The organism is Citrobacter sp. MNAZ 1397 (genome assembly GCF_023613995.1).
Classification (GTDB): domain Bacteria; phylum Pseudomonadota; class Gammaproteobacteria; order Enterobacterales; family Enterobacteriaceae; genus Phytobacter; species Phytobacter ursingii.
The window spans coordinates 1934039-1960957 of sequence record NZ_JAKIVH010000001.1; the positions used below are offsets into that span (position 1 = coordinate 1934039).

Genomic DNA, 26919 nt, shown 5'->3' on the forward strand with positions numbered 1-26919 from the left:
GTGTACTTTGTGAACGGAAAACAAAATCCTCCACGCACCACGACCACTATAACCTACTGAAAAACAGTCCTTTAACATTGCAACACAACCAGACCGTAAACCAAAATTTACGACAACAAGTGATCTTTATGAAATGAATGAACGCTAAAACGGGATTTATTTCTCAATTTCACTCCGCTGGTTCACATTTCAAAACAGCGGCAAACAAGCGTCGTTCATTGAATGTTCCAGAATAAATGGGATGATTGCCTTCCTGTTTATTTCGGCATGCCTCCCAGCCAATGCAATCACTTGAAAATAGAGTGTATTTTATTTTTATTGTGAACTTTATCACCCGTTTTACATTACTTAAGGAAATGCTCAAATCGAATTTAACCTCTGTTATTCACTTTGCCATGACTTTATCGCATGATGCGTTTGCCAAATGATTCCCGGGAAAGTGAAACACCATAAGACGCCTCCAGAATTAACTGGAGGAATTCGATTCGCTATACCTTTTTAAATTACAGAACTCACTGGAGATATAAAATGTTCTATCCGGCAGAACCATTCCGTATTAAAAGTGTTGAAACCGTTTCAATGATTCCCCGTGACGAGCGTCTTAAAAAAATGGAAGAAGCAGGTCTTAACACCTTCTTATTGAACTCCAAAGATGTGTATATCGACCTGCTGACGGATAGCGGCACCAACGCCATGAGCGACAAACAGTGGGCGGGTATGATGATGGGTGATGAAGCCTACGCAGGCAGCGTCAACTTTTATCATCTGGAAGCCACCGTTCGTGAGTTGTTCGGCTTTAAACATATCGTGCCGACCCACCAGGGCCGTGGTGCGGAAAACCTGTTATCACAGCTGGCGATAAAACCGGGGCAGTATGTAGCGGGCAATATGTACTTCACGACGACCCGTTATCATCAGGAAAAAAATGGTGCCTCTTTTGTTGATATCGTACGTGATGAAGCACATGACGCCACCCTGAATGTACCGTTTAAGGGCAATATCGATCTGAATAAATTACAGAAATTGATCGATGAAAAGGGAGCCAAAAACATTGCTTACATCTGCCTGGCGGTGACGGTTAACCTGGCGGGTGGACAGCCAGTTTCGATGGAAAACATGCGCGCGGTGCGTGAACTCACCAGCGCACATGGCATCAAGGTCTATTACGATGCGACGCGCTGCGTGGAGAATGCTTATTACATCAAAGAGCAGGAAAAAGGCTTTGAGAACAAGAGCATCAAAGAGATCGTGCATGAGATGTTCAGCTATGCCGACGGCTGCACCATGAGCGGTAAAAAAGACTGTCTGGTGAACATTGGCGGCTTCCTGTGCATGAACGATGACGACCTGTTCTCTCAGGCGCGCGAGCTGGTGGTGGTTTACGAAGGGATGCCCTCTTACGGCGGTCTGGCCGGACGCGACATGGAAGCCATGGCAATTGGCCTTCGTGAAGCCATGCAGTTCGAATACATCGAGCACCGCATTAAGCAGGTACGCTACCTCGGCGATAAACTGAAAGCAGCAGGCGTGCCCATTGTCGAGCCGGTTGGTGGCCACGCGGTATTCCTGGATGCCCGCCGTTTCTGCCCGCATCTGAGTCAGGAAGCATTCCCGGCACAAAGCCTGGCAGCCAGTATCTATGTGGAAACCGGAGTGCGCAGCATGGAGCGTGGCATTATCTCCGCCGGACGCAATAAAGAGACTGGCGAGCATCATAAACCGAAACTGGAGACCGTGCGTCTGACCATTCCGCGCCGCGTATACACCTATGCGCATATGGATGTCGTAGCCGATGGGATTATTCAACTGTATAAACACAAAGAGGATATTCGCGGCTTACGTTTCACTTACGAACCCAAACAGCTGCGTTTCTTTACCGCACGCTTTGAATACATTTAATGTGTTTTCCTGCCCCATGACCTGATGGGGCAGTTTTGTTTCTCGCCGATAAAAAATGATGTTCAAACTTATATAACGCTACCCGGAATATTCCCGTTGCAGCCAATACTTCTGCAACCTGAATAATGACGGGTAAGAGACTTATTCAGGAATATCTATTATGGCTCTCTCTTTATCCGAACCGATTCGTGACGCCGGGCTGACCAGCGGCGCCATGCTTGTTATTGCCACCGTAGTGGGTGGTGGTATGTTTTCACTGCCTATCGCAATGGCGGGCGTCTGGTTTCCGGGCGCCACCCTGGTCCTTATTGCCATTTCGCTGATGATGCTGATGACCGGATTAATGCTGGTGGAAGTGAATCTGCATTTTGATGTCGGCGCCAGTTTTAATACGTTTACCCTGGAACTGCTCGGCAAACGCTGGAATTTTGTTGTCGGCCTCGCTTTCGGTTTTGTTTTATATATCCTGACCTACGCCTATATTTCTGGCTCGTCGGCGGTATTATCGAACACGATTGCTAAATACAGCGGGATGACCTTGCCTTCCCCCGTGTCGATTATTCTGGTGAGTGTGATTGTCAGCCTGATTGCGTGGTATAGCTCGTTGCTGGTTGGCCGCATCACCACCGTTCTGATCTTCGGTAAATTTATCGCTTTCTTCGCCACCTTTTCCGGCATGATTGGCACGATTAATCTTGATAACCTGGTCGATAGCGCCAGCGTCGCTTTGCCGCAAACCCGCTATCTGCCCTATGTGTTAATGACCCTGCCGTTTTGTATTATCTCTTTCGGCTTTCATGGCAATGTGCCAAGCCTGGTGAAGCTTTACGGTAAAGAGAATATTCATCACATTAAAAATTCCATTATCGTCGGAACGTTATTTGCGCTGATTCTCTATATCTTTTGGCTGGCAGTGACCATGGGCAATATCAGTCGTGCGGACTTCTCGCCGATTATCGCCAAAGGCGGTAATATCGATGTGTTTGTTGAGGCGATTGGCGGGATTTTTACCAGCCGCTATATGGAATTGATTTTGACGTTCTTCGGTAACTTTGCCGTTGCCAGTTCGCTGCTGGCTGCCACGCTCGGACTGTTTGATTACATTGCCGACCTGTTCCATTTTCCCAATAACGGCATCGGGCGCTGCAAAACCGCCGTGGTAACCTACCTGCCTCCGGCGGCGGTATGCCTGTTTTTCCCCAATGGTTTTGTCCACGCTATCGGTTATGCCGGGCTGGCGTTTACCATCTGGAGCGTGATCCTGCCTCCCTTCCTGGTAAAAAGCGCCCGCCAGCGCTTCGCCACAGCCGCTTACCGAGCGCCCTGCAATAATGCCGTGCTCAATACCGTTATCGTCTGCGGCGGGATCGTCTATTTGACCGTTATTCTTGAAGTTTTTGGCCTGCTTCCCGTGTTTCGTTAACGGGTGTTAGCACCGAGGATGGCGATGTTTCTGACCCTGCTCCATTACCAGCAACCCCTGTTTTGTCGCTTTACGTTGCTGCGTGTTGCGGTGACGCTTTTACGCAGCATGGGACTGCGTAAAAAAACGCGTTGCCAGTAAACCAGAGCCTGCGTTGCAGGCCCTGTGGTAAATGCTCATCCCCGCTCAATCCGGCTACGAAGGTTTGGCGGGGATTACGACTCGTTCCTGGTCGCGGTGCTGGCGCGAACAATATTACGCCCGGAACGCTTTGCCTCGTACAGCGCGTCATCCGCCGCCTGAATTAAACTGCCATAGTCTGTATGCACACGTTGGTTGAGGCTGGCAACACCGACGCTGACGCTCACGACGTCACCCGGCGAACCAGAATGCGGCAGCCCCAGCGCCTGCACACTGGCGCGCAATCTTTCCGCCACGACGACCGCGTCGGCCGAGCGCGTTTCCGGTAAAAGCGCACAAAACTCTTCCCCGCCGTAACGGAAAAGCATGTCATAAGGGCGCAACAGCGACCCCCGCATGGCTGCCGCTATCTGTTGCAGGCACAAATCACCCTGCTGATGACCATAACGATCGTTGTAGCGCTTGAAGTAATCCACATCAATCAACAACAGCGCCAGCGGTTTGTTATTACGCTTACTGGCACGCCACTCTTTCGCAATGCATAAATCGAAATAGCGACGATTGCCCACCCCCGTCAGCCCATCAGAGAGCGATTGCGAGAGCAGCACATGTGCCTGTTCGCGTAACAGCGACTCCCGGCGAACGGCCATACTGACATCCACTATCTGAATGAGGCAGTAGCGTTCCACATCGCCCAACGGGACGATAGTGATCGCCTGACTTAAACGCTCACCGGGCTGCGCGGGTTCCGCAAACAGTGGGAACGGCGAGCGATGCAGAGATTGCGACAACAGTGCCGGTAAGTTGTGACATATCGCTTGTTTAATCGCTACGCCAACCCGATGGTTACGTAGATCCGGGAAAATGGCGAAAAAATCCTGACCTTTGGCTTCGCTTGCCGCACGACCTGTATGTGCTTCTAACCACGCGTTCCACAAGGTAATCCTGTAGTTCGCATCAACAACAATCACGCCCAGACTCAGGGCGGAAAATGCATCCAGTAGCAGCTTGTCATTCATGGTTATCAGAGCCCGTCGGAAGCAAAACCAGATTCAACGCGTTCAATATAGAGGCTGATTTGTTCGCGCAAATCACGCAACGCCGACATGTCCAGGATAAAAGCCAGATACCCTTCAATTTCCTGACGTTCCAGCGAAAAATCGATACGCAACATCAGCACCGATGGGTCACTGGGGTCGTGCGACGGGTTCAGGATCTGCTCACTGGTTCCCACACGAAACACGGGCAATGAACCCTGTAACTCTTTCTGAAACATATTCGCCAGCGTACCCACACAGGCATTGAGCACGATGTTGCCAATTTCGCTCATCGCTTCGCGCTCCATCTCGCCCAGCTCATGGGCAGGGATCAAATCGCCCACCATCATGCGGACGATTTCAAAGCTGGCGGTCTCCGGAAACATCAGAATAGCTTCGGTGGCATACGCCCCTTTGTATTGTTGGCTGATACCACACAACGAGAGGCCGGCACCGAGTTCATCGGCCGCTTCCGAGCGCGTGGTAATGCGTACCGACGGGACAGACATACGGACTTCTTCATTAACGATGTCACTCATCGCGGCAGCCGCGTGACCTACACCGATATTGAAGATCTCCATCAGGCTGTCTGCTTCGATTTCGCTCATATCCGTCAAATCGATCATCAGTTCGACTCCAGGTTTTGCAGCATGGCGTGAATTTGCGGTTCTTTAATCGGTTTGGATAAAAAGCCCAGACCAAGCTGGTCGGCCTGGGCCTGCACGGAGTTCTGCACGTTGGCCGTCAACAGAACGATATGCATATCCGGGTGAGTCTCACGCAGGATTGCCGCCGCGGCAAGACCGCCCATTCCTGGCATATTGACATCCAGCAGGATCAGATACGGCTTTTTGATAGCCGCCATCTCAATAGCCTGTTCGCCCGTCGCCGCCTCTTCAATCTGCCACTCAGGATGCTGGCTGAGCACATACTGTTTTGAGATCATGCGTGACAATCGGCTGTCATCCACGATGAGAATATGTCTGGACATAATTTTACGTTCTCTTTTCTTTATTCAACTGGCATAAATTCACCCGACTTGCAGTGTCGGTCCGGGCACGCAGTACCGCTTATTCTCACCCTGGTTGCGCAATATTTCCGTTAGGTCACTCTATTCATCGGCAGCAATGGCTATTTACTTAGTGCCAGATTGTAAGAAGTTGCATATCGCCTGCGGCTTAGTCTGCCGGTTGCTGTTTTATTCGCCATAACGCCATTCTAGTGTGAAAACAGGCGGGCAATGCGCAGAAAAGGAGACCAAATGTACAAGCCTGTGCGTTATGGATTGTGCTTAATCGGCAAAAAAAAAAGCGGAGCATGACTGCCCCGCTTTTCCCCGATGTTGATGCACTACACGTGGTTTTAGTAGAAACCCATTGCCTTACCGCTGTAACTCACCAGCAAGTTTTTAATCTGTTGATAGTGGCTCAGCGCGAGTTTATGGGTCTCACGACCTACGCCGGAGTTTTTATACCCACCAAAGGCCGCATGGGCCGGATAGAGGTGGTAGCAGTTGGTCCACACGCGACCGGCTTTAATATTGCGCCCCATACGCCAGGCGCGATTGATATCCAGCGTCCACAGCCCGGCCCCCAGTCCATACTCGGTGTCGTTGGCGATACGCAGCGCTTCCGCTTCATCTTTAAAGGTGGTGATCCCGATAACCGGCCCGAAGATCTCCTCCTGGAAACAGCGCATATGGTTCTCGCCTTTGATCAAGGTCGGCTGGATATAGAAGCCATTTTGTAGATGGTTATCATGCGCAACGTGCGCGCCGCCGGTGATGATTTCGCCCCCTTCTTCCCGGGCGATATTGATGTAAGAGAGGATCTTGTCGTACTGCTCGCGGGAGGCCTGCGCGCCGATCATGGTGTCGGTGTCAAAGGGGTCGCCTTTGCGGATGTTTTCCATACGCGCCACGACTTTTTCAACAAACTGCGGGTAGATAGATTCTTGCACCAGCACGCGCGACGGGCAGGTACAGACTTCGCCCTGGTTAAAGAAGCCCAGCACCACCCCTTCAATGGCTTTATCGATATACTCTTCATCGCCATTGAGCACATCTTCAAAGTAGATGTTCGGCGATTTACCGCCCAGCTCGACGGTGCTCGGAATGATGTTGTCCGCGGCGCAAGAGAGGATGTGGCGGCCAATGGGCGTTGAGCCGGTAAAGGCGATTTTTTCAATACGCTTGCTGCGGGCCAGCGGCTCGCCCGCTTCGGTACCGTAGCCATGCACCACGTTCAGTACTCCTTTTGGCAGCAAATCACCGATCAGTTCCATCAGCACGCAAATGCCGAGCGGGGTCTGTTCTGCCGGTTTCAGTACGATACAGTTACCTGCCGCCAGCGCCGGCGCCAGTTTCCAGGCGGCCATCAATAGTGGAAAGTTCCACGGGATAATCTGACCGACCACCCCCAGCGGTTCATAAATGTGGTAGGCGACGGTATTGCTGTCAATTTCTGCTGCCGTCCCTTCCTGCGCGCGGATACAGCCGGCAAAGTAGCGGAAATGATCCACCGCCAGCGGTAAATCCGCATTCAGGGTTTCGCGGATGGGTTTACCGTTATCCCAGGTTTCCGTCAACGCCAGCAGCTCAAGATTCTGCTCAATGCGATCGGCGATCGCCAACAGCACGTTGGAACGATCCTGCGCGCTGGTTTTGCCCCACGCATCTGCGGCTGCATGGGCGGCGTCGAGCGCCTTTTCAATGTCTGCTGCACCTGAACGCGGGAACTCAGCAATCACTTCCCCGGTTACCGGCGTGGTGTTGGTAAACCAGCGCCCTTCTACCGGATCGACAAATTCACCGCCAATGTAGTTGCCATAACGTTTTTTAAAGGAGACTTTAGCGCCAGTCTGGCCAGGGTGAATGTATTTCATAAGATGTTCCTCTATTTTTATGGGTACAGGTGAGGCGTCGCGCCCTGTGCGGACACCTCTTCATAAGCAGCTCTTATGCCAAAACCAGCCCCGAAGAGAGAAAATCTTTTATTTATATTTAAAAACAAGTAATTAATGAATCAACACGCTTCCCGTCATCGTTTCTCAGGCCAAAAAATATCGTGTCGCCCTTCGCGAACTGTGTCGTCCATCGCTACACGCGGGACACTTTTATGCTACACAATTGTAACATCTCAGTTCTCCGGAGTGTGCCATGCCGCATCGCGTACCGTCTTTTGCTCTCGCCCCGCAGACCACCGGCCTTCCCTGTCAACTGGAAGACTCGTGGCAGCGTAGCCTTAATTACGGGCTTCATCGTGACGACGACACCCAACCGTGGGTGGCCAGATCGATGCTGAAAGATGCGCGGGCGGAAAATGCCTGGATAAGCCAGCTGGTTGCACCGCTTCTTGCCCGGCTGCAGCCGGAATTGTCCAGCCATCCCTCTATTATGGTGATGTCGGATGCCACCGGCCTGGTACTGGAGACTCACGGTAATGCCGATTTCCTGCATAAGGCTCAGCGTTACGCGCTGGCGCCGGGCAATTTATGGGGTGAGCATGCGCGGGGAACTAACGCCATTGGTACTGCGCTGGCGATGCAGCGTCACTGCGAGGTCTCTGGCGGTGAACACTATCTTAATCGCAATGCCGGGCTGTTTTGTTCAGCTTCGCCGGTGTTTCGCCCGGACGGGACCGTGGCAGGCGTACTGGACATCTCCACACCCGCGCAACTGCCAAAACACGACGCGGCGGCGCTGATTCGCCGGGCAGTCTGCCAGATTGAACACGCCTGGGCTGCCAGCGCCGTCAGTGCAGATCGCTGGCTGCTGAGCTTGCACAGTGACGCCCGTGTACTGGGAAGCGCACAGGAACTGTTGTTGATTTTTGAGCAGAACACTTTGCTGGGCGCCAACAAACTGGCGATTGACGAGTTCTGTCTCACACCGGGACACTTTGGCGCGACAGCGATCGAGACACTGTTTCCCGGCATCACCCTTAATGCGGCTGAAACGACCCTGGAAGCCAGCAATCGTCAGCGTTATTACGCCCGCCAGACCACGCCAGCGCGTCGCTATATTGGCCGTGGCGTCGCCCGCACGCCCGTGACGGTAGACCCGGAAAAAGAGAAAGCGCTACGTATTCTCAATGCCGGGATTGCCCTGTGTATCACCGGGGAGACTGGAAGCGGTAAAGAACACTGCGCCCGCGAATTACACAGCCGCAGCCAGTGGCGTGATGGCAACTTTATCGCTATTAACTGCGCGGCCCTGCCCGAGAACCTGATTGAATCTGAGCTGTTTGGCTATGCCCCTGGCGCGTTTACCGGGGCCAATCCGAAAGGCTATAGCGGTAAATTCCGCGAAGCCCACGGCGGCGTTCTGTTTCTTGATGAAATCGGCGATATGCCGCCGGGTCTGCAAACCCGTTTATTACGCGTATTGCAGGAGAAAAAAGTGACGCCGCTCGGCTCGAATACTGCCTACAGTGTTAATTTCGCGCTGATCTGCGCCACCCATCAGGATCTAGCCGCACAGGTCGCCGCAGGGGCATTTCGCGAAGACTTGCTGTACCGTATTCAGGAATTTCATCTGCGCATCCCGCCTCTGCGCGAATGGCCCGATACCCGCCAGTTTATCCAGAAATTGTGGCAAGAGCTGGGCGCCGGTTCGCGTGATATTACCCTGAGCGAAGAAGCGCTCCACGCCCTGGCCGCTCGCCCCTGGCCGGGCAATGTGCGTCAATTGTTAAGCCAGTTGCGGGTATTGCTGGCGCTGGCGGATGACCATTCAGTGATCCGGCTGGCGGATTTGCCGGGCGAACCCACGCCCGCCTCGGTACCCGTACTGCTATCGGCCCCTGCCGATGAGCAAATCGCCATTCGTGAGGCGCAGGGCAATATGAGCCTGGCGGCAAAAAAACTGGGGATTTCACGCAGTACACTTTACCGACGACTGGAAAAACGCCAGAGCGTCGGGAGAGCCTGAATTGCGCTTAGCGGAAAGGTAGCGATTATCATGAATCCCGCTTTCGTCTCCCCGACCTGTTCCGACTCGCCCAGGCAAAGTATCAGGCAGTGAGATTATCCAGCCAGTTGCCTGTCACCTGGCGGGCCGCGCTGGCAAGCCTGGCGCTATAACGCGCGGCATCGTCACGCAGTGTGCGTGGATCAATTCCGGCATGGCTGAGTTCACACGCATGCCCCACCAGCCAGCCTTCCAGCCCGGTCGCGGTTACTTCCAGGTGAAACTGAAAACCCAGCCCATGATTGCCGACGCTGAATGCCTGGTTATCGCACACCGCACTGCTGGCCAGGTGCGCGGCGCCGGCGGGTATCTCAAAACGGTCACCGTGCCAGTGCAGCACCGGCAGTTGATGCAACGGCGCAAAGTATGCAGGCGCAGCGTCACTGACGGTTATCGGGAAGTAGCCAATTTCTTTGACACCCATCGACGCAACCTTCGCGCCCAGCGCCGCCGCCATCAATTGAGCGCCCAGGCAGATACCCAAAACCGGTTTACCGTGGGTAAGACGCTCACGGATGATCCGCATTTCAGTCTCGAGGAAAGGATAAACAGACTGTTCGTAAACGCCAATCGGCCCGCCCAGAACGATAAGCACATCGTCGGCCAGCGGATCAAGTGCTGAGAGGGATTGCACGGGGGTGTCGATATAGCGCCAGCGATATCCCTTCGCCAGTAAGGTTTCGCCAAGGGAATCAAGATCTTCAAAAGGCACATGACGAAATACAACGGCTGTCTTCATGACGGCTCCTTCAACTGAGTAAAAGACGCACAGGAGCAACAACCTTGTACAGGAGAGAAAAGCTTGTCAATGACAAACGGAGGAAAACTCTGTGAGCCCTGAGAAGACACCTCAGGGCTCATGTTTTGGCTACATGAGTCAAACCCAAAAGCATGTGAATGATTTAAAAAGAGAAAAAAGGCATACTTACGTCTTACAAAACCCTATTGCAATACAAGCTGCAATACATAGCATGAAAGACCTTGATGGTTTACTGAATCAGTACCAATCAGAATATGAGTATCTTTTTTCTGCTTCTTCTTGGGTCATCCCAACTAGCTGGGATGTTAATTTATAGTCAGGTTTCCGAATCGGTATTAGCGAAGCCAAATATGCTGGTTTATTGAGAACAATCCTGACTAGCCTTGCCCCTTTGGTTTTTGATAAATCGATATTACTTTCAGCAATTTCAGGAAAAGCATTTATAAAAGAATCAATTTCCTTAATTAAGAAATCGATTAGTGCCACCAAATTTTCAGTTAAATCTATATATTTGGACAACTCACCCGCGCCAATTTCTTTAACTATATCCTCTAAACCCAATTCAAATACAGGTTCATTTAAAACATTTACTTTAGACAAATGTGCCCTCACTTCCGAATCAAGTTGATTTCTAATTATTAAAGTTTTCAATACAAAGTTATAATTAAATAAGAATGCATCAATACGAGCCAAATTTCTCCATGTTTTACCTATTTCCTCATCTGTCGGAACAACAACCTCACACTTTAAAATCTTATATCGCAAAAATGAATAAAGCCGTTCAAAAGTAGATTTGTTTTGCGTGGGGATTTTCTTTATATACGAAATCCTCCCAATATCAAAGACAACATCACCTGCTATAAATAAAATCTCATTGATAGCCAACGCTCTTTGGATTGGATTTTGAGAACGCATACCAATATAATTAGCCTTAATTGCGACAAGAGTATTAACCATCTGAAATGAAAGCATCATAAGAGAGTTTGCCGCCGTACACTTCTCACTCTCTGCTTTTATCTTCTCCTGCCTGCTATTAACATAATAAGCAGTAACCCCCCCAAGAAGTGCAGAAAAAAAAGATAATGTAGTGGGAAAGACATAATCTTTTACATAATCAACATCTGCTTTTAACATCAATATAGCTTTGGCAATCAAAACAGCGTCAGGTGTCATAGTTAGATCATCAGCCATAGGTTGTTTGTTTTCGATGAAATATAACAAAACGATAAAAAATTAACCAATGATTGATTTCATTCAAGTTGAAAAAAGGTAACTATGACAAGAATAGGCACGAAAACCGCACATTAGTTTTTAGTCATACCTTGTGAATCCATTCAGACAACCAGGCCAGCTCACCACTCAATAAGGCTTACTAGTAATTCATTTCAAAGCCCATGATTGTTTCATGCTTTCTGGTTTTCTCGGATATACTTTTCGACCATATCCGGAATTGAATCGGCTAAGTTTGCAGCACGATTCATGGCCCGACTCACTTCGGTTTTAATCACATCAAGATATCGTTTTTCCATCCCTGGGTATTTTCGACTGATAACCAGAGGAAGGCTGTCCATGATGGATCCCACTTCTCCGGCTAACTTTGCCATAGCGTATGCCGCAAAAACAGTATCGATTACCTCACCCGTTTCCCGCGCGTTTTTCAGTTCCTGCGCGTCCGCCTGGGCGTTTGTCAGACGAATTCGGGCCTTGAGGAGTTCGGCATCATCAATATCGCCGCCCTGCTCCACAATTTTACCCAGCTCATTTTCAACCCTGTTTTGCACCACGCTGGCAACGTCATAAAATGCCTCACGCCCCACGCGTTGTACCGGGACTATTCCCCACTTGTCGAAAGCGGTTACGCCGACCTGGCAGCTTTTCGCCATATTCTTTTTGTTGAGCAAATGCTGAGCCATTTTCACCTCTGAACTGTTTTATTTGATGCACAAGTGGGTGTATTGAAGTGAGAAAAACAACTGGAATCAGTTGGATAAAAGGAACAACAACACCACCACCAGCATCTCAGAAAATCTCATAAATAGCGCTTTTTCGCGAGTCTGCCGCCCCGTAGCCTACCGAATTGCCGGAAAGGACCCGATATGATAATGATTATCAATTGAGTCATTTCCGGTTCAATCGGCTGACTTCTCAGCCAATCAGCGGATTTTTCCCGCCTCTCGCCTGTCGGCGCACCCGTTCCACTTTGAGACACAGGGAAGCGTCAGGGTCAGCAGGTACGGGCACCTGACAGGTTTCAGAGCTGCGAGGGATATTGTTGATCCACTCGATAACCTCACTCAGATACCAGGCCTTACGGCCCTGAGTGACCTGTACACGCACCGGAAACTCACCGCGTGCTTCAAGGTTAATCAGGGTACGGCGGCTCAGCGTGGTCATTTCCATGACCTGATTCATATCAACCAGGCGCTCACTCATGCTCATCTTGTCTGCCAGATCAATCAGCTCCCGGGCAACAGCATCCGGACAGAGTGCATTGGCGGTTGCCATCAGGCTGTTATCTTTGTCTTGCATTGCTATCCCCTTAGACGATTGCCAGCGGCTGAACCGAAATACCAGAGCCAACGAACGCGGCCACTTTAGCTGAAAGCGTGGTTACATCCTCCGGCCAGTTCAGGGCATCTACATTCAACACACCAGCCTTATAGACCTGTGCCTGTGTCTGGCTCGCTGTATTGACCGTGATAGCCGACACGTAGACGGCCTGCCCGGAATGTGCACCATCCCATACCACAAGAGCGCCGCTGGTGGCGTCCTGCATTAGCGGGGTGAGTTCCGGGATAATGCCCTTACCACTGACGAAAATACCCAGTGTGCTGACCAGCGCCTCAGTACCGGCCACCAGCTCAGTGTAATGTGCAGACATGTTTACTCCTTAAGCCACGCGAACGGTGACAAAGCGGTTAATACGGGCCGGGATAGGCTGCGGTGCGGAATGGGTCTGAACATACTCAATCGCCGGGTCACCCGGCACGATGTAGTTTTTGGGCGCCATTTCAGCTTTTGTGATCCCTATCCGGATAAGTTCAGGGTCCTGAATACCACCGTAAGCAACAATCCCCTGCAACGCGGTATTGCCCAGGACCATTAAGTCAGGATCAAGGAAGTGTTTTTCCGTACCGTCTTCGTCGGTATAGCGACCGCTGTACACAACAATGGCAACGTCCCCCATATACCCTTTGAAGCTCACGGAATCGCCCAGGTCTTTAAGCGCGGTTTCGAGCTGGGAATTGGAGCCGCGGCGGGTATCAAGAGCATCTTTAACCGCTTTGAATGAGCGGTATTTTTTCCAGACATTACCGCCCATGATAATGATATTAGTCACGCCTTCGCTTAGTTCGGCGTAAGTTTCGATATCGTCATTAGGATCAAAGGTTGTTTTGTCCTGACCTGACCATGCCGCGCCACCAGCCTGCGTAATAATATTTTGCGGCTTGATATTCCAGTCCAGCTCATAGCGGGCAATACCTTCACCCTCAATGATATTTTTCCCGGTAGTAATGGCCTGAACCGCCAGCCACTCGATACGGGCACGAATAGCAACCGATTGTTTGAGAATGGCCTGTTTCACTTTGAGATTGCGGGTATCTGCGGAGTTGAAATTCTCCGGAGAAACACCAGCCGGACGAACCGCCAGCTTATTAGGGTCAATGCTGCTTTTGGGTTTCATATACCCTGGTCGAATGTTTCTTGATTCGTACCCTTCGTCACGGGCAACTTTGCTGCCAACCATTGGCGCACAAAATGCAGCCATTGGAATATTGGGATCGTCGATTTCATCCAAGATAATATCGCGTGTTTCAAAGGTCGCGCTGCGTGTGAAGAATAAATCCGTAAAAAGGGCTTTCAGCTTTTGCTGAATATCCTCAGCACTGACAACCCGGACAAGTGCTGCTGGCGTGTATAAATCTGACATGTTTTTACCTCAAAAATAAAGAAGGATGAAGCACAGCGATAATGCTATCACCAGAAAAGAAAATATGATTGAGTGCAACCGTATGCAATGAAGTGAAATAATGTATAAAGTAACTTCCAGTTGGTTCACTGCTGCTAACGATCTGATATTGTTGCTTCTGTTACTCCTGAGGTAACAGTTGTTTTACGTTAGTGGTAAAGGCGGGCTGGAGGCGGCCCGCTTTTTTTTTAAACCACATCATTTTCTCATAGGAATAGTACCATCTATAGTGAAGGGCTCATTTACACCATCACTGAAAGTAAAAAAACCGAGTCTTTCAGATTCGTCCGTAAGATTGAATGTAGCGATGTGATGATGCTGAGCAGGTACACTTTTCGAGAATAAATTTAATCCAGAATCATAAAGCTCTACTTCAACAGATAAACCAGAGAAATCCAAATCAAAACACCCTGCCAAAATTTTTTGATCGGCAGTCGGGAAACTATCTTTATAGATTTTATTATATTCTGGCTGAAAATATCTAATTAACCCCGCTTCTGAGAGACAGATAATTTCTTCCTGAGAGAGAGGGTTTTTAAAGACACTTTTCAGTCTGATATCATCCTCATCACCGTTAATTGCGCCTTTATCCATGCCATTGAATGTAGATGCCAGAATATAATCATCGTATTCAAGAGTAATTATAAAAAGTTGATCATCGGGAAAATCATACATTGTATCAGCAAGAATTTTTTGAAGAGTAGCATGGCTTCTCAGTCTATCTATTGCTGTTCGCTTGCCTTCTGCATATGCTTGACCAACGTAAAGGACTTCCAAATCACTAAAAATTCTATTTCCTGTACTTAGTGCCAGTAAATCACCAGGCCAATATCTTATTCCTTCGCCATCACTATTGACGGTATAGATTTTTCTGTGAGGGTAATCCGCTACAAGGATTTTCTTTTCTTCATAATTCTCAAACTCAAAAGGTATCCTATAATTGGACGTAATAACCTCTCCAGCGACGCGGCTGGTTAGATTTCCAGTCAAAAAACCGTTATCAAGTGTTGGCGGCTCGACACTGCAAGTGGCTTTGGGCCTCTTGCAAATCATATAAATATGGCAATTATTGGCTATATCTCTATGTTCCGCCCTCATTTCCCCCTCTGCATGCAACTGCTCTGGAGTAAACATTAACCAGCCCTTTGAGGTTATGGTGACTGAAAATTCAGACACATATTTTCTTTTCCCACTCATGCTCCCCCCTCGACAATTCCCCATTTACTCCCCACTTTATACCCTTCCCACTTGCTCCCCACCCTCATTTTTGCAGAACACCCTCAAAACCAGTAATGACGAGGTTTCAGACAGTTTTCCCCACTTGCTCCGTGTATATGGGCGCAAAGTGGGGAATTTGGGGTGCCGCTCCCCACCTCCCCCACAAGCGCCCCACTTAGTTACCCACTTCTCGTAAGGATTTCACTGTCAGCACATCGCCGTCCTGAATAACCAGTCCATCATCAATCAGTTTCTGGAGCCAGCGCGTAAAATGCTTGGTGTTAATGCCAGTGGCTTTCAGATCGTCACGAATGACCGCCCTGTTACAGGTTTCACCCCGCGCTATTCGGCTTCTGATTGCCTGCCACAGCGCCATATGGTTATCGGTGAGTTTCTCCACCCCAACCAGTTCAGGATCAACCTCTTTAGCCTCACGCGGTACATCACGAACCACCAGCGAGCACACCATTTCCCCGTCTTCATCCGTATACAGTTCGGCGGTACGAAGGTCATAGGCTTTACGTTCGGGCTCCTCGGCATCCTTCATCTTGGTGCATGACAGGATTAGCGCCTGCCCTTCTCCTTCTCGCTTCACATTGAACTCAGCATCAAGCGCGGCCCGGAACGAACTGGAACCACGCGCGCCCTTAGCCTCATCCTTACCGGAGTGATGAACCACCAGCACCGTGGCGCCTGTTTTCTGCTTGATAACGTCACAACCTTCGATAAATGCCCCCATATCGCGAGCATCATTTTCATCATTACCGCCAAAGCAACGCGCCAGCGTATCGATAACCACCAGCCGCACAGGCATCGCGCACTCCGCTGAAATCTGCCTGGCTGCCAGAATGACCTCTGATACCTCGGATTCACGCACCGGGAAGACGGGACGATTAACCAGCCAGAGGTTATCAACCTGCTGGCCATGTACCTGCTCCCACGCTTTGATACGGCGGGGAACGCCTACACCGCCCTCACCCACCACGTACAGCACAGCGCCGCGCTCAACCTTCTTACCTGACCATGAAGCACCAGCTGCTATATGACAGGCCCATGAAACAGCCAGGAAGCTTTTATACGAACCGCTGGGGCCGTATATGCTGCACAGTGACTGTGCCGGGAGCATATGTTTAATCACATAGTCCTGACGGACGTTATAGCCCTCTGAGCCACGTGTAAGTGGTAGCTTAGAGCGCTTTTTATCAATGGTGGCATCCGGGAATGCTCGCTGAATGCGCTGCGTGTCGGCCAGCCAGAGATTCATTTCCTCTTCGCCTATTTCATCCACCAGCACAGAACGGCGCGCAATAATCATCTGTTTGCGATCAGTGTCGAGATAACCGGCATCGCACAAAGCCTCATATGGCATTTCAACAATCTGTTTTAAGCGTACCGCCAGTTTGCCATAGCGCGTGGTCGGGTCTTTATGCTGGTGGATTGCCTTTTCCAGATCGGTGCGGCTGTAGTGCTTACCATGTGCCCAGAGATAAGAGCACGTAAACAGGGCATCCGATACTGTCTCTACTGCTGTCAGTTGTACTGTCATTTAGGAATGCCTCCGCTCATCTGGAACTTACCCAGCAAGGGATGGAACCAGTACGCCGAACCGTATTTACGCTTGGCGCTGCGGAGCACCAGTCGGGCCGCTTCCCTGAATTTCTCATCAGGCGCAACAAAACCACCGGATTTCAATTTCACCAGCATCACACCTGTGTTTTTCGCCAGTTCCTCGGCCTTTTTGGTAGAAATGCCATACTCAGCCGCCAGCGTTGCGACAGGAGTCATACCCGGAGGTATTTCACCACCCTGGCTATCTGTGAGCGCTCTTACCTTCTCTTCCAGCACAGTGACTTTATCCACCAGCAGATCGAAGCGTTTTTCCAGTTCGTTAAATTTGACGTTGCTGATCATGACCGTGTCCCCTTATTACGCTCACCACGAACATAACTCGCGGTATCACTGCTCTGACTAAGAGCCATAGCCATTCTTGGAAGGTGACGAAGGACATGACTAACCAGAACCAGATCACGGCGGGCGTCTTCGTCGGAATAGTCTTCAGCATTAGTTGCATCGAATGCCGGATTGCCGATCAGCGTGAGTGCACTGTTAATGGCAAATGCTCCAGAGGAATAGATATCAATCTCCTCTGATAGCTGATCATTGGTGTGGCTCTTAAACTCAGGAGAAGACTTAGTGAGCAGATGGTAGATATCACGCATTCTTCACCCCCACGCCGTCCAGTTGCTGGCGCAGGCTGCGACAGCGCATCAGCGCCTTATCAATCAGCTCAAAGGCAATATCGTTCTCATCCTCTTTGGTGCAATCCATTTCCATAGCTGCTGCCAGTAGAACCTCAAGGGAACGGAATTTATCGCTCATATCTAGCATGGTTAACTTAGACATGACGCACCTCCGTAGGGAGTTGGATCTCACTCCCCATAATCGACCAGAGAGTTGCGTGCTCATAATCAGACCATGTAAACAAGAAAGGACTTTCAGTCCTGATTTTGGCTGCAAAAATTAAAACCCATCCGGGCAGAGCTGCTCTTGCAGCCTCTTCGCTGTCTGCATCAATGCGCATGACAACCGGAGAGCACTTAGGGCGGTGTATTGGCGTGGCAAGGAATAGCCATGTAAATTTTGGACGAGTTTGGGTATGCTGTTTATCAGCCATAACTGTTACCTCAACTAACGGTTTGGTTAAACGCCCCGCTGTGTTCCCGCACTTCGGGGCGTTGCTATTTTTTGACAATGTATGTAATGTGTCATTACACATAAACACACTACATCGGGTGTAATTGACGTGTCAACACACAAAAATGAAAGACGTGGTAATCCACCATTCCAATTCAGGTTAGATCCTGAGTTAAGGCAATTGATGGAGCTTGCTCAGCAGCAAGACGGAGATGAATCTCTAGCCGCATGGATTAAGCGAATTATTCGTAAAGAACTGCAACAAAGAGGTATTGAACCAAAATGCTGAATGTTGACTATCCATGTAAGGATGAAGCAAACCATCGCCCTGAAACATTATACTTAATCGAGGGAAATGATGATTAAAAAAATTATGTCTTACCTTGACAATGAGTTAAATAAAATACCATCAAACCAAGAAATAACCATTTTGGAGAAAAGAAAAACTTATTTCTCTTCATTTTTTTATTCATACGTCATACTAAGTATAAGTATGGCATTCTTTTGCCAACCTTTTTTAAAGTATATTGATCCAACATTACTTTTTATAGATGGACTTATCATGTCCTTAGGATTAGTGAGCATCTATAGAGCAGCAGTAACAAGTGTCGCCAACCCTAAAATAAGTAAAAAACTTATGTTTTTAATTTTTATTATATGTTTCATCTCTTGTTTATTCTTATCATTTATTTTATTTCAAGACGGAATACAAAACAGCATCGAACACGACAGATATTGCTTCAAAATCCAACGCTTGATTATTCAAAATATTGATGCAGAAAAAAACAGTTCCATTTTTAATAATATGTACTGCAGGCTTGATTATCAGAACAGTCTTTTAGATCTAAAATTATAAATTCAAATGCCTTGATATAACTCAAGGCGTTAAAACATTGTATTTCACTCAATTACTGATAAGCCATGTAATCTTTGCCTTATTGCCTCGCAAATCTCATCAAACAGTTCACTGATAATCTTTCTATTTTTTTCTGCAACATTCCAGTACTCTTCGACAGGTCGATCAGGATCACCATAATGGTATAAAATAGATTCCTTTCTGCACTCAACTCTAAACAGCTCAATTTTTTCATAAACCTCTAATGGTAAAAATGGCTTATTAGATTCTGAATGAATGACAAACGCGTTAAAAGCCTCTTTAAACTTAAGTAATCTCCTTTCTTTTCTTTTTTCAAATGATTCATTTTCATCTGTAAAATCCAACATTGGACGAAGCTCCATAACACACTCCTTTAACTCAAATGCAGCCCCCCAAATTGAACTGTAAGAAGAAAATTCTTTATCAAACTGTGATTTTGTGACATACACAGAGCTTTCATGCTTACTTTTCAAAGCTGAATTAGCTGCATCAATACTGGCCTGTAATTGTTTATTCAAAGCATCTTGACGTGATTTAAATCTCTCAAAATAAAGCTTACCAATAAAGCCAATTAGAGTGGTTAAAATAATAGAAACGCCACCAAGTAAGTTTACAAGCATATGAATGTACTCCATAAAGCTACCCTTCTTAAAATTTGAGTACTAAATATAATAAAAACTAACTTATCCAATTACCTTTGATCCAAGCTTGCACCTCGGAAAGGCGGTATGCCACAGCTGATGCACCGATTTTGATTCGCTTCGGAAATTTACCTTCCTTCTCGAGCTTCCAGCGCGTGCTGTTCGCCAGGGTAGTCAGTTCACGGCATTCTTTTTCACGAATCATACGGTCAATGTTAGGAATGTACTCCAGACCTTTTTTATCAACAACTGCCATTTTTTTCATGTTAGCCAGCCTTTTGTTTGAGTATTGTCAGTTTATTTTCAGCACCTGCGATGCCGTTAAGGAATGTCGTCCAAAGCTCAAGCGCCTCAGACTTTTTTGCCAAAAACTTACTTCGGTTGTATACACCAGCAACACCCGGTAAAGCATGTCCCAGCAGTTGCTCAACAACATGAAATTCAACGCCCAGATCGGTTAGATGGGTTGAAAGCGTTCTTCTCAAATCATGAAGTGACCACGGTTTTTCATGGCCCAGGCGCTTGCCAATTTTCCCACCAATCTTACTTACACTTTCCCTTATACGCAGACTGCCAAGCACATAGCCGCTTTGCTTAGTTTCCTCATATAAGTCGGTTATCCACTGCCTGAGCATTTCAGGGACTGGCCTGATAATCTCTACGTCCGTTTTCGAATGCTCTTTAGGAACCGTCCATATCCAATTTTCACGATCCCATTCGTTCCATTGTGATAACCGGGCCTCACTCATACGACATCCAAAAACCGTACAGAGGACAAACATCTTCCGGACATATTCAGACATCAACTTGATATCAGGTTCGATAAAAATAGATTTCCATAGCTGGCCTAATTCCTTCTCATTCAGAACGCGATCACGCTTGCCGGCTAGCTGACCTACATCTGTCATACGCAGGTCTTTGAGCGTATCGCAAGTTGCGTACTGGCGAACGCGGCAATACCTTAATGCCAGCTTGGTATCAGAAAATACGTAAGCGGCCATTACTGGTGCGTTTCGTTTTATCCGGTCGAAACAATCCAGCCATTCATAGAGATGGATATCGTTTACAGGTAAATGTCCGATATAGGGGTATATGTGCTTTTTGAATCGTCCCAACGTAACAGCATGGGTTTTGCGACGGACTTTGCAGTAATTCTCGTACCAGTAGTTAAGAGCATCTTTAACGGTTACTGGCTTCAAGCGCTCTTCTGACTGAATCTTAATCTGGATGCGCGGATCGCGTTTTTCAGCTAACCACCCCCGGCACTCATCGCGCTTCTCTCTGGCCTGCTTAAGCGACATATCGGGATACTTTCCCAACGTAAGCCAGACAGGAGCCGTCAGGCCACCAGCAAGTCTGTAGAAGAAAACAAAACTGACAGCCCCATTCTTGCTTACTCGAACAGAAAGCCCCTTCCCGTCCGCTACTGTAATCTGTTTTTCTCTGGATTTTCCCAGATACCCTTTGAGCGTTTTGTCACTCAGTTTGTTCTCACCAGCCATTTTTAGCCCCCAAAAAGCAATACAAGCTGCAATACACAGGTGATTGCAACGCACAGATAACGAGGAAAATCCAGTGAAAGAACCAGAAAAACTTATTCTTCATAATCAAAAGATTAAGTGCAAAAACTGGTAACTACAGGAAAGCCTCAGAAAGGGATGCTAAGTGCTTTGGCTTAACGTAACGGTATCCGGTGGTGATAAACGAAAATCGTCATATCAGCAAAGAGCAGCGTTTCGTCAGGTTTGCCCAGCTGTGCCCTCACCGCTTCCAGCCGCGGATGGGGCGCAGTTTCCGTCTCAACTGCCGGGATCGCCACAAACTGGCGCTCAGGCGAGGTTTGCACATAGGCATCCGTTAACCACGATCTCAGCGTCTGGGAGCGTGTACTATCGAACTGAATATGGAAATCAACTTTATCAAACATCACCGGGGAAATATGGATTTCACCAAACGAAAGCCAGTTAACATTGTTAGATAATTTCCAGTAATCCCCATAGCCGAAAGTGAGATTATTCTTTTTCAGGAAAGCGATGTAGTCGTAGGTTTGTTTTTCCTGATCGTACAACGGCGTTGTATTTACCTGATAGGAATAGAGCGAAGAGGCAATATAGAGCGGGAATACCAGTGCAATGGCGACCTTTTTCGTGCAGGAAAAGGCCAGAACGACCATCACAATAGCAAAACAGACCGCGCCGACGAAAAAGCGAGCACTGATATCAGCGGGAAAATCGTAGCTGATAATGAATGATGAAATAATGGCAGAGGCGGTAAAGAAGCTGAACAGTGACACAAAAACCGCCTCTGTACCTTTCCTTAAACAAATAATAACGGCGTACAGAAACAGGGCCATCCAGATAACAAAAGAGGCGATATAAGCAAGCGGGGTATGAACAAAAAAGAGGTTCAGGCTCTTCCCTAAAAGTTGAACGACCCATGCGGCATTATCCGGCCATTGCGCCACTGGCATCAGTTTAAAGCGTTGAATCGGTAGGCCCATCAGTCTTTGCAGCATGTGGGACATGCTGATAATAAAACTGATACCCAGGATGATAGTGAACTTCCTCGGTAGAATCTGCCGCCAGCTAAAATAGCCACAGGTCAGCAGTAACGGCAGAAAATACGTCGCCAAAAACCACGGGTCGGAGATAGAGGCAAAAAGTGCAATAAACGTCGTTAGCCAGGTTAAAGGCAGCGATTTTTTCTTGATATTGAAGAAGGCCAGCGCAAAAACCAGTATTCCAAAGAAGTTAGTAGAATAATGCGAAAAAGGATGGGCAGCAAAACCGAAGGTATATACGTACGCCGGAAGCAGAATCAGACAAATGGCTGCGATAAGCGCATGCCAGGCATTCGACATCCTATAAACCACACACGCCAGAATAAACGCGCTTAGCCCCACAAAAACTGACGTAGACAGAACCAGCGGATGAATGCCGTCGTTCCCCATCAATGCAAAAAAGAGGAAATTGACAGGATAAGTGGTGAAATACCAGTTATCCGGCGTGGGCGCCCAGTCTTTAAAAGCGGAAAACCCCTCGGTGAGAAACGCCCGCCAGACCAGAGGACTATTGGCTGAATCCGGGTCCAGCGCAAAATAACGCATGGTCAAAAAGTAAGAGCCACCAATGGCAATAATTAACAATAACAGAAAAAAGCCAACGTCTTTCAGGCTAAACTTAAACATTACTTATCCTTTTTTGCGCCTTTTACGATATAGCGAGGTCTTTTTTTGGTCTCGATATAAATTCGGCCAATATACTCACCCAAAACCCCAATACCAATCAATTGCACACCACCGAGGAACAGGATCGATACAAGTAACGATGGATAACCGGCCACCGCATTTCCCCATATCAGTTTGTCGATAATCATCCATGTCCCGTAAAGAAACGAGAGCGCGGCAACAAGAAAACCAATATAGGTCCAGACCCTGAGCGGTAAGGTAGAAAAGCTGGTAAAGCCTTCCAGCGCCAGGTTCCACAATTTCCAGCCATTAAATTTTGACTCTCCGCGAACCCGTTTTGAACGGGTATACTCCACCACCGCTACCTCGCCCTCAACCCAACTCAGTAAGCCCTTCATGAACAAATTGCGTTCCTGTAGCAGCTTAATATTCTCGACGGTTTCGCGTGATAGCAGACGAAAATCGCCTACGTTCTCTTCGATTTTCGGTGAGCTGATTTTATTATGGATCCGATAAAACCAGCCGGCAGTTTTACGTTTGAAACGGCTGTCACTGCTTCTGTCGCTACGCTTGGCGAGGACCACGGACCAGCCTTCCTGCCATTTGTTAATAAGCGCAGGAATAACCTCTAACGGATCCTGGAGATCGACATCAATCGGGATAATCGCATCCCCCGTGGCATATTCAAGCCCTGCCAATAATGCAGGTTCTTTGCCAAAGTTACGGATAAAGCTAACCGCATTAACGCCAGGATCTGCCTTCGCAAGCGCATTGATAATCTGCTCCGTGGCATCTGTACTGCCATCATTAATAAAGACAATTTCAAGATCGTATTCAGAAAGCGTCTCTTTTGCCGCCTGATAGAAAACAGGAATGGCGTCTTCTTCGTTAAAGACGGGAACAACCAAAGAAATCTTCACTTTTTCACCCTGAAGACAATGAATCTGGAGTAGATAAAACCGAAAACCAGACTGATAGCAGAAAACGCTACGAGTGTAATCACGGGGTTAATATGTGCACGGTCGGCCAGTTTACCGACGCCCGCCGCCATAGCCCCCATAAAAATGACATACAACACATAGCGAACGGTCGTCGCCTGGGCTTTGAATGTCCAGCGGGCGTTGACGAAAAATGAAAACGTCACGGCGACACAAAAGGCAGCAAGATTGGCTATTGTCTGGCTGGCACCGGCAAAGAACAGAATGGCGAACACCAGCCAGTGGAGAAGCGTATTGATCACGCCCACGGAGGTGTATCGGACGAACAGTTTTAGCATAAGAATAGCCAGGGTTACCCTGGGTCAGGTCAGGTCGCTGTTTGGACAGGGATTTTAGCAGTTGCCGCCATAGAGTGAAAGCCAGGATCAGGTAGCCCGCAGTATGGCGAGGCGAGGAAATTCGTCGGGGATGGATGGTTGTGTGGGGTATAGAGGATTCACAAAATGCTGCATATATGGCTTGCATTTAATCGAGCCTTAACATCTGTTGGCCGAACTAAGCTATCCAGTTCACCATATTTGATACCATAATTCGTTAACCCCAGCGGATCTATCCAACTAAGAGGGTTAGGCGCAACTGATAAAGGTTTATCCCCCCCCGCCAGCACTATCGGATCCTGCCGGGTAAACCTGCCGCTATCCGGGTCGTAATAACGGAAAAAATTGTAGTGCAACCCGGTCTCCCGATCCAGGTATTGCCCCTGCATACGCAGGTTCTACGCATAGCTCGTCTCCTGCGGTATCGACTCGTGCAGCAGTTTCCCCCACGCGCTGTTCTGCCCTTCCCAGCGGATATGTCCTTCACGGTCCGTCATCCGGTTTGGCGTACCGTTCGGCCGACAGTGGAATCAGAAAATATCGGATCCTCTAACATTTACTCAATCATTTTTATAGATACAAAAAATGTACACTTTTCTTTAAAGAATTATTTTTCGAACGCATATCCTAATAAGACTATTTTAAACCTGGATGGTTGGCTTTCACCTGCCGCAACAATAATATTTACAGCACAACCATCAACGTTATCACTATATACATACACATCTAAATTCATATATTTATATGAAGGCAAATTATCATTTTTATAAAAAATTATTTCAACACCACTGATTTCATCGGAAATTTGTTTTTGGAAGACTGAATCAAATTCCCATATAGGCCTAACTATTATATTATTAAATATAATATGCTTGCCAATTTTGGGAATGATTATTCCCATGTTAAATTTATAAAATCCATCCTCCGCTCCATCATATAAATTTTTCTTTGGCTTAAAATTATAAAACTCCCTAGTCATTTCAACCTCCTATCTCTCTTATCTTACCTTCTGCAAGAAGCTGACTAATCGGTTCAGAAAGCTCTAACTGTGTTCCCTTACCTGGCGGGTTAAACCAGGGTATTGCTGGCCCAGCATCAGCATGGATAGGGGCGAGAACTTCATAGACTTTATATGGTTTATTCAGCGCATCCAATGGTAATGCACGGCTCTCAAAATACAAGAACTGCGCGAGCAGCTTTACCAGGTGCGGCAGGTGGTGAAGAGGGTTAAGCAGGCGGTTGTTTAGTGTGCTGAACGATGGCAACTCAATAAAAAACAAGCCGGGAAGAGTTAATTTTCATTCCCGGCTTTATTTTATTATTTACATGGATTCCAAAGCGAATAATCGCCTATATATATTTCATTCAGTTTCAAGTTTAATGGAATACTATCTATAGTATCAGCTATTTCATCAAATGGTGGCGGCAATATAAATATAAAACCGAAATCCTCGTCTATAACAATGGAACCATTAAATATCCTTTGCCGAGAAGTGAGTGTTTTTATCTCACCAATTTCTTGCCCTGCATATAATAATTTTTTGTATAACCCCCTGTAATTTTGATTACATCCTATGGAAAATATATTTCCATCAGGTTCGGTTGATACAGTTAAAGTTTCATCTAATACATAGGCAAATCTCTTGCTCGCGTCAGGTAGAAGGTATTCCTTGTACTCAACACAATGATCAGAATACATTTCAGCAAGATATACCGATATATTTGTATTTAACAATACATTACCCAACGAATGAAATGATTTTATTTCTGCTGAAAAATCAAACATCTTACATTCCACCATTTACTAATACACCATCGACATAAACAGGTGAATCCTTTATTAGATCATAATTTTCAAAACCATCATGACCTATGCGCCCATATACAACATCTTCACCTTTACCATTGGTTCTATAAACTTTCCAGTAATCATTTCCATGTATATTTGGCTGCTTTGCATTACCACCAGGATGATAATCTAATTTATATGTTGTGCCAGATTTTGTCGTTTTCACATATTGTATATGTTGAATAGCATCAGGCCTGCCAGCTTGTGGGTAGATCTTGGTCCAACCTTTAGATGTTAAAAGGGAATCTATTTCAGCCGGAGTTTTACCCGTTAATTTATTTACCCACCTTTTGGTTATCTTGTTCTTTTCCGCGAAGCCACATTTTAGTCCCAGTGGATCAATATATGACAACGGATTAGGCGCGTACTGATAGAGATTCAGTCCCCCCGCCAGCCCTATCGGGTCCTGCTGGGTAAACCTGCCGCTATCCGGGTCGTAATAACGGAACAAATTGTAGTGCAACCCGATCTCACGATCCAGGTATTGCCCCTGCATACGCAGGTTCTGCGCATAGCCTGTCTCCTGCGGTATCGACTCGTGCAGCAGTTTACCCCACGCGCTGTTCTGCCCTTCCCAGCGGATATGCCCTTCACGGTCTGTCATCCGTTCCGGCGTACCGTTCGGCTGACAGTGGAACCAGAAGATATCCGGATCCTCCGTGCCATCGATACGCGCCAGCGGTTCATAACTGTGCGCGTCACCCCCCAGCGTCTGCTGGCGTGTTTTGCTGATACGCCGGCCGAGCGGGTCATAGCGGAAACTGACCTGCGTTTGTGGTTTGTTCATGTCCCTCGGGACTGCCACCACATCGGTTAACCGGTGCTCGCCGTCGTAACGATAATGCCAGCGCGTCTGACCATTATTCTTCTACACGGTGCGGCCGCGAATGTCGTAACGCCAGCGAATGGTTTATCCTCCCCGCCGACTCTATCGGATCA

30 protein-coding genes and 2 pseudogenes are annotated in these 26919 nt (G+C 47.9%); 5 read left to right on the top strand and 27 right to left on the bottom strand.

From position 1 onward, the window contains the following. The first annotated feature begins 528 nt into the window (after positions 1 to 528). A complete protein-coding gene (locus L2097_RS08915) occupies positions 529 to 1899 on the top strand; it encodes a tyrosine phenol-lyase (RefSeq protein ID WP_250352647.1) in 1371 nt (456 codons plus the stop codon). Between the two features lie 160 nt (positions 1900 to 2059). Then, positions 2060 to 3322 (top strand): aromatic amino acid transporter, encoded by a 1263-nt coding sequence (locus L2097_RS08920; RefSeq protein WP_250352648.1) that lies wholly within the window; start codon positions 2060 to 2062, stop codon positions 3320 to 3322. 215 nt (positions 3323 to 3537) lie between these two features. Here the strand turns inward: L2097_RS08920 and L2097_RS08925 are convergent, their stop codons facing one another. The 4 genes from L2097_RS08925 to exaC all read right to left on the bottom strand — a co-directional run bounded on the left by L2097_RS08925 (position 3538) and on the right by exaC (position 7383). After that, positions 3538 to 4482 carry a diguanylate cyclase gene (locus L2097_RS08925; RefSeq protein WP_047370781.1) on the bottom strand — a complete coding sequence of 315 codons (945 nt, stop codon included), beginning with the start codon at positions 4480 to 4482 and terminating at the stop codon, positions 3538 to 3540. Positions 4483 to 4487: 5 nt separating this feature from the next. Then, positions 4488 to 5126, bottom strand: a complete 639-nt coding sequence (locus L2097_RS08930) for a chemotaxis protein CheC (RefSeq protein ID WP_039079419.1) — start codon at positions 5124 to 5126, stop codon at positions 4488 to 4490. Further along, on the bottom strand, positions 5126 to 5491 hold the full coding sequence (locus tag L2097_RS08935; RefSeq protein WP_223883607.1) for a response regulator: 366 nt from the start codon (positions 5489 to 5491) through the stop codon (positions 5126 to 5128). The genes L2097_RS08930 and L2097_RS08935 overlap by 1 nt, the downstream gene beginning before the upstream one ends. A gap of 371 nt (positions 5492 to 5862) precedes the next feature. Continuing rightward, complete coding sequence (gene exaC, locus L2097_RS08940; RefSeq protein ID WP_039079421.1) at positions 5863 to 7383, bottom strand: acetaldehyde dehydrogenase ExaC; 1521 nt, start codon at positions 7381 to 7383, stop codon at positions 5863 to 5865. Between the two features lie 274 nt (positions 7384 to 7657). On the opposite strand from exaC, the gene L2097_RS08945 reads away from it, so the two are divergent. Next, a complete protein-coding gene (locus L2097_RS08945) occupies positions 7658 to 9430 on the top strand; it encodes a sigma-54-dependent Fis family transcriptional regulator (protein WP_250352649.1) in 1773 nt (590 codons plus the stop codon). Between the two features lie 82 nt (positions 9431 to 9512). On the opposite strand, the gene L2097_RS08950 is transcribed toward L2097_RS08945, so the two are convergent. From L2097_RS08950 to L2097_RS09005, 12 genes are all read right to left on the bottom strand, one after another. After that, complete coding sequence (locus L2097_RS08950; RefSeq protein WP_047370785.1) at positions 9513 to 10208, bottom strand: glutamine amidotransferase; 696 nt, start codon at positions 10206 to 10208, stop codon at positions 9513 to 9515. 258 nt (positions 10209 to 10466) lie between these two features. Then, complete coding sequence (locus L2097_RS08955) at positions 10467 to 11420, bottom strand: hypothetical protein (protein WP_250352650.1); 954 nt, start codon at positions 11418 to 11420, stop codon at positions 10467 to 10469. A gap of 212 nt (positions 11421 to 11632) precedes the next feature. Next, positions 11633 to 12142 carry a terminase small subunit gene (locus L2097_RS08960; protein ID WP_250352651.1) on the bottom strand — a complete coding sequence of 170 codons (510 nt, stop codon included), beginning with the start codon at positions 12140 to 12142 and terminating at the stop codon, positions 11633 to 11635. Between the two features lie 232 nt (positions 12143 to 12374). After that, entirely contained in the window at positions 12375 to 12758 is a 384-nt protein-coding gene (locus L2097_RS08965) for a helix-turn-helix transcriptional regulator (RefSeq protein ID WP_502799294.1), read from the bottom strand. Positions 12759 to 12768: 10 nt separating this feature from the next. Then, positions 12769 to 13110, bottom strand: a complete 342-nt coding sequence (locus L2097_RS08970; protein WP_250352652.1) for a head decoration protein — start codon at positions 13108 to 13110, stop codon at positions 12769 to 12771. Positions 13111 to 13119: 9 nt separating this feature from the next. Beyond that, complete coding sequence (locus L2097_RS08975) at positions 13120 to 14160, bottom strand: major capsid protein (RefSeq protein ID WP_250352653.1); 1041 nt, start codon at positions 14158 to 14160, stop codon at positions 13120 to 13122. A 237-nt stretch (positions 14161 to 14397) separates the two neighbouring features. Next, a complete protein-coding gene (locus L2097_RS08980; protein WP_250352654.1) occupies positions 14398 to 15396 on the bottom strand; it encodes a hypothetical protein in 999 nt (332 codons plus the stop codon). Between the two features lie 196 nt (positions 15397 to 15592). Continuing rightward, positions 15593 to 16963, bottom strand: a complete 1371-nt coding sequence (locus L2097_RS08985; protein WP_250352655.1) for a helicase RepA family protein — start codon at positions 16961 to 16963, stop codon at positions 15593 to 15595. Next, a complete protein-coding gene (locus L2097_RS08990) occupies positions 16960 to 17328 on the bottom strand; it encodes a hypothetical protein (protein WP_090089179.1) in 369 nt (122 codons plus the stop codon). The genes L2097_RS08985 and L2097_RS08990 overlap by 4 nt, the downstream gene beginning before the upstream one ends. Continuing rightward, positions 17325 to 17636, bottom strand: coding sequence for a hypothetical protein (locus tag L2097_RS08995; RefSeq protein ID WP_250352656.1), 312 nt, complete (start codon positions 17634 to 17636; stop codon positions 17325 to 17327). Before L2097_RS08995 ends, L2097_RS08990 begins: the two co-directional genes overlap by 4 nt. After that, positions 17629 to 17820 carry a hypothetical protein gene (locus L2097_RS09000; RefSeq protein WP_250352657.1) on the bottom strand — a complete coding sequence of 64 codons (192 nt, stop codon included), beginning with the start codon at positions 17818 to 17820 and terminating at the stop codon, positions 17629 to 17631. The genes L2097_RS08995 and L2097_RS09000 overlap by 8 nt, the downstream gene beginning before the upstream one ends. Then, a complete protein-coding gene (locus tag L2097_RS09005; protein ID WP_090089171.1) occupies positions 17813 to 18091 on the bottom strand; it encodes a host cell division inhibitor Icd-like protein in 279 nt (92 codons plus the stop codon). The genes L2097_RS09000 and L2097_RS09005 overlap by 8 nt, the downstream gene beginning before the upstream one ends. Positions 18092 to 18220: 129 nt before the next feature. Between L2097_RS09005 and L2097_RS09010 the strand changes: the two genes are divergently transcribed. Then, positions 18221 to 18400, top strand: a complete 180-nt coding sequence (locus tag L2097_RS09010) for a YlcI/YnfO family protein (RefSeq protein ID WP_090089169.1) — start codon at positions 18221 to 18223, stop codon at positions 18398 to 18400. Positions 18401 to 18466: 66 nt separating this feature from the next. Then, positions 18467 to 18967, top strand: a complete 501-nt coding sequence (locus tag L2097_RS09015) for a hypothetical protein (protein ID WP_250352658.1) — start codon at positions 18467 to 18469, stop codon at positions 18965 to 18967. Between the two features lie 44 nt (positions 18968 to 19011). Here the strand turns inward: L2097_RS09015 and L2097_RS09020 are convergent, their stop codons facing one another. The 11 genes and pseudogenes from L2097_RS09020 to L2097_RS25890 form a co-directional block, all read right to left on the bottom strand. Then, complete coding sequence (locus L2097_RS09020; protein WP_250352659.1) at positions 19012 to 19623, bottom strand: hypothetical protein; 612 nt, start codon at positions 19621 to 19623, stop codon at positions 19012 to 19014. A gap of 43 nt (positions 19624 to 19666) precedes the next feature. Then, the gene (locus L2097_RS09025; RefSeq protein WP_090089163.1) at positions 19667 to 19894 is read right to left on the bottom strand and encodes a helix-turn-helix transcriptional regulator; all 228 of its coding nucleotides are present in this window, start codon (positions 19892 to 19894) and stop codon (positions 19667 to 19669) included. Between the two features lies 1 nt (position 19895). After that, a complete protein-coding gene (locus L2097_RS09030; RefSeq protein ID WP_250352660.1) occupies positions 19896 to 21131 on the bottom strand; it encodes a tyrosine-type recombinase/integrase in 1236 nt (411 codons plus the stop codon). Positions 21132 to 21304: 173 nt separating this feature from the next. After that, on the bottom strand, positions 21305 to 22816 hold the full coding sequence (locus L2097_RS09035) for a hypothetical protein (protein WP_052958836.1): 1512 nt from the start codon (positions 22814 to 22816) through the stop codon (positions 21305 to 21307). Beyond that, positions 22816 to 23736, bottom strand: coding sequence for a glycosyltransferase family 2 protein (locus L2097_RS09040; protein WP_250352661.1), 921 nt, complete (start codon positions 23734 to 23736; stop codon positions 22816 to 22818). The genes L2097_RS09035 and L2097_RS09040 overlap by 1 nt, the downstream gene beginning before the upstream one ends. Continuing rightward, a complete protein-coding gene (locus L2097_RS09045; RefSeq protein WP_103245679.1) occupies positions 23733 to 24092 on the bottom strand; it encodes a GtrA family protein in 360 nt (119 codons plus the stop codon). The genes L2097_RS09040 and L2097_RS09045 overlap by 4 nt, the downstream gene beginning before the upstream one ends. 254 nt (positions 24093 to 24346) lie before the next feature. Further along, positions 24347 to 24661: pseudogene (locus tag L2097_RS09050) on the bottom strand (RHS repeat domain-containing protein); the annotation flags it as partial. Between the two features lie 77 nt (positions 24662 to 24738). Next, positions 24739 to 25110: a hypothetical protein gene (locus L2097_RS09055; RefSeq protein ID WP_250352662.1), complete on the bottom strand. Its 372-nt coding sequence runs from the start codon at positions 25108 to 25110 to the stop codon at positions 24739 to 24741. A gap of 1 nt (position 25111) precedes the next feature. Further along, a complete protein-coding gene (locus tag L2097_RS25775) occupies positions 25112 to 25411 on the bottom strand; it encodes a TNT domain-containing protein (RefSeq protein ID WP_350028996.1) in 300 nt (99 codons plus the stop codon). 38 nt (positions 25412 to 25449) lie between these two features. Next, positions 25450 to 25917, bottom strand: a complete 468-nt coding sequence (locus tag L2097_RS09060; protein ID WP_250352663.1) for a hypothetical protein — start codon at positions 25915 to 25917, stop codon at positions 25450 to 25452. A 1-nt stretch (position 25918) separates the two neighbouring features. Further along, positions 25919 to 26887, bottom strand: a pseudogene (locus L2097_RS25890) (RHS repeat-associated core domain-containing protein); the annotation flags it as partial. Between the last annotated feature and the right edge of the window lie 32 nt (positions 26888 to 26919).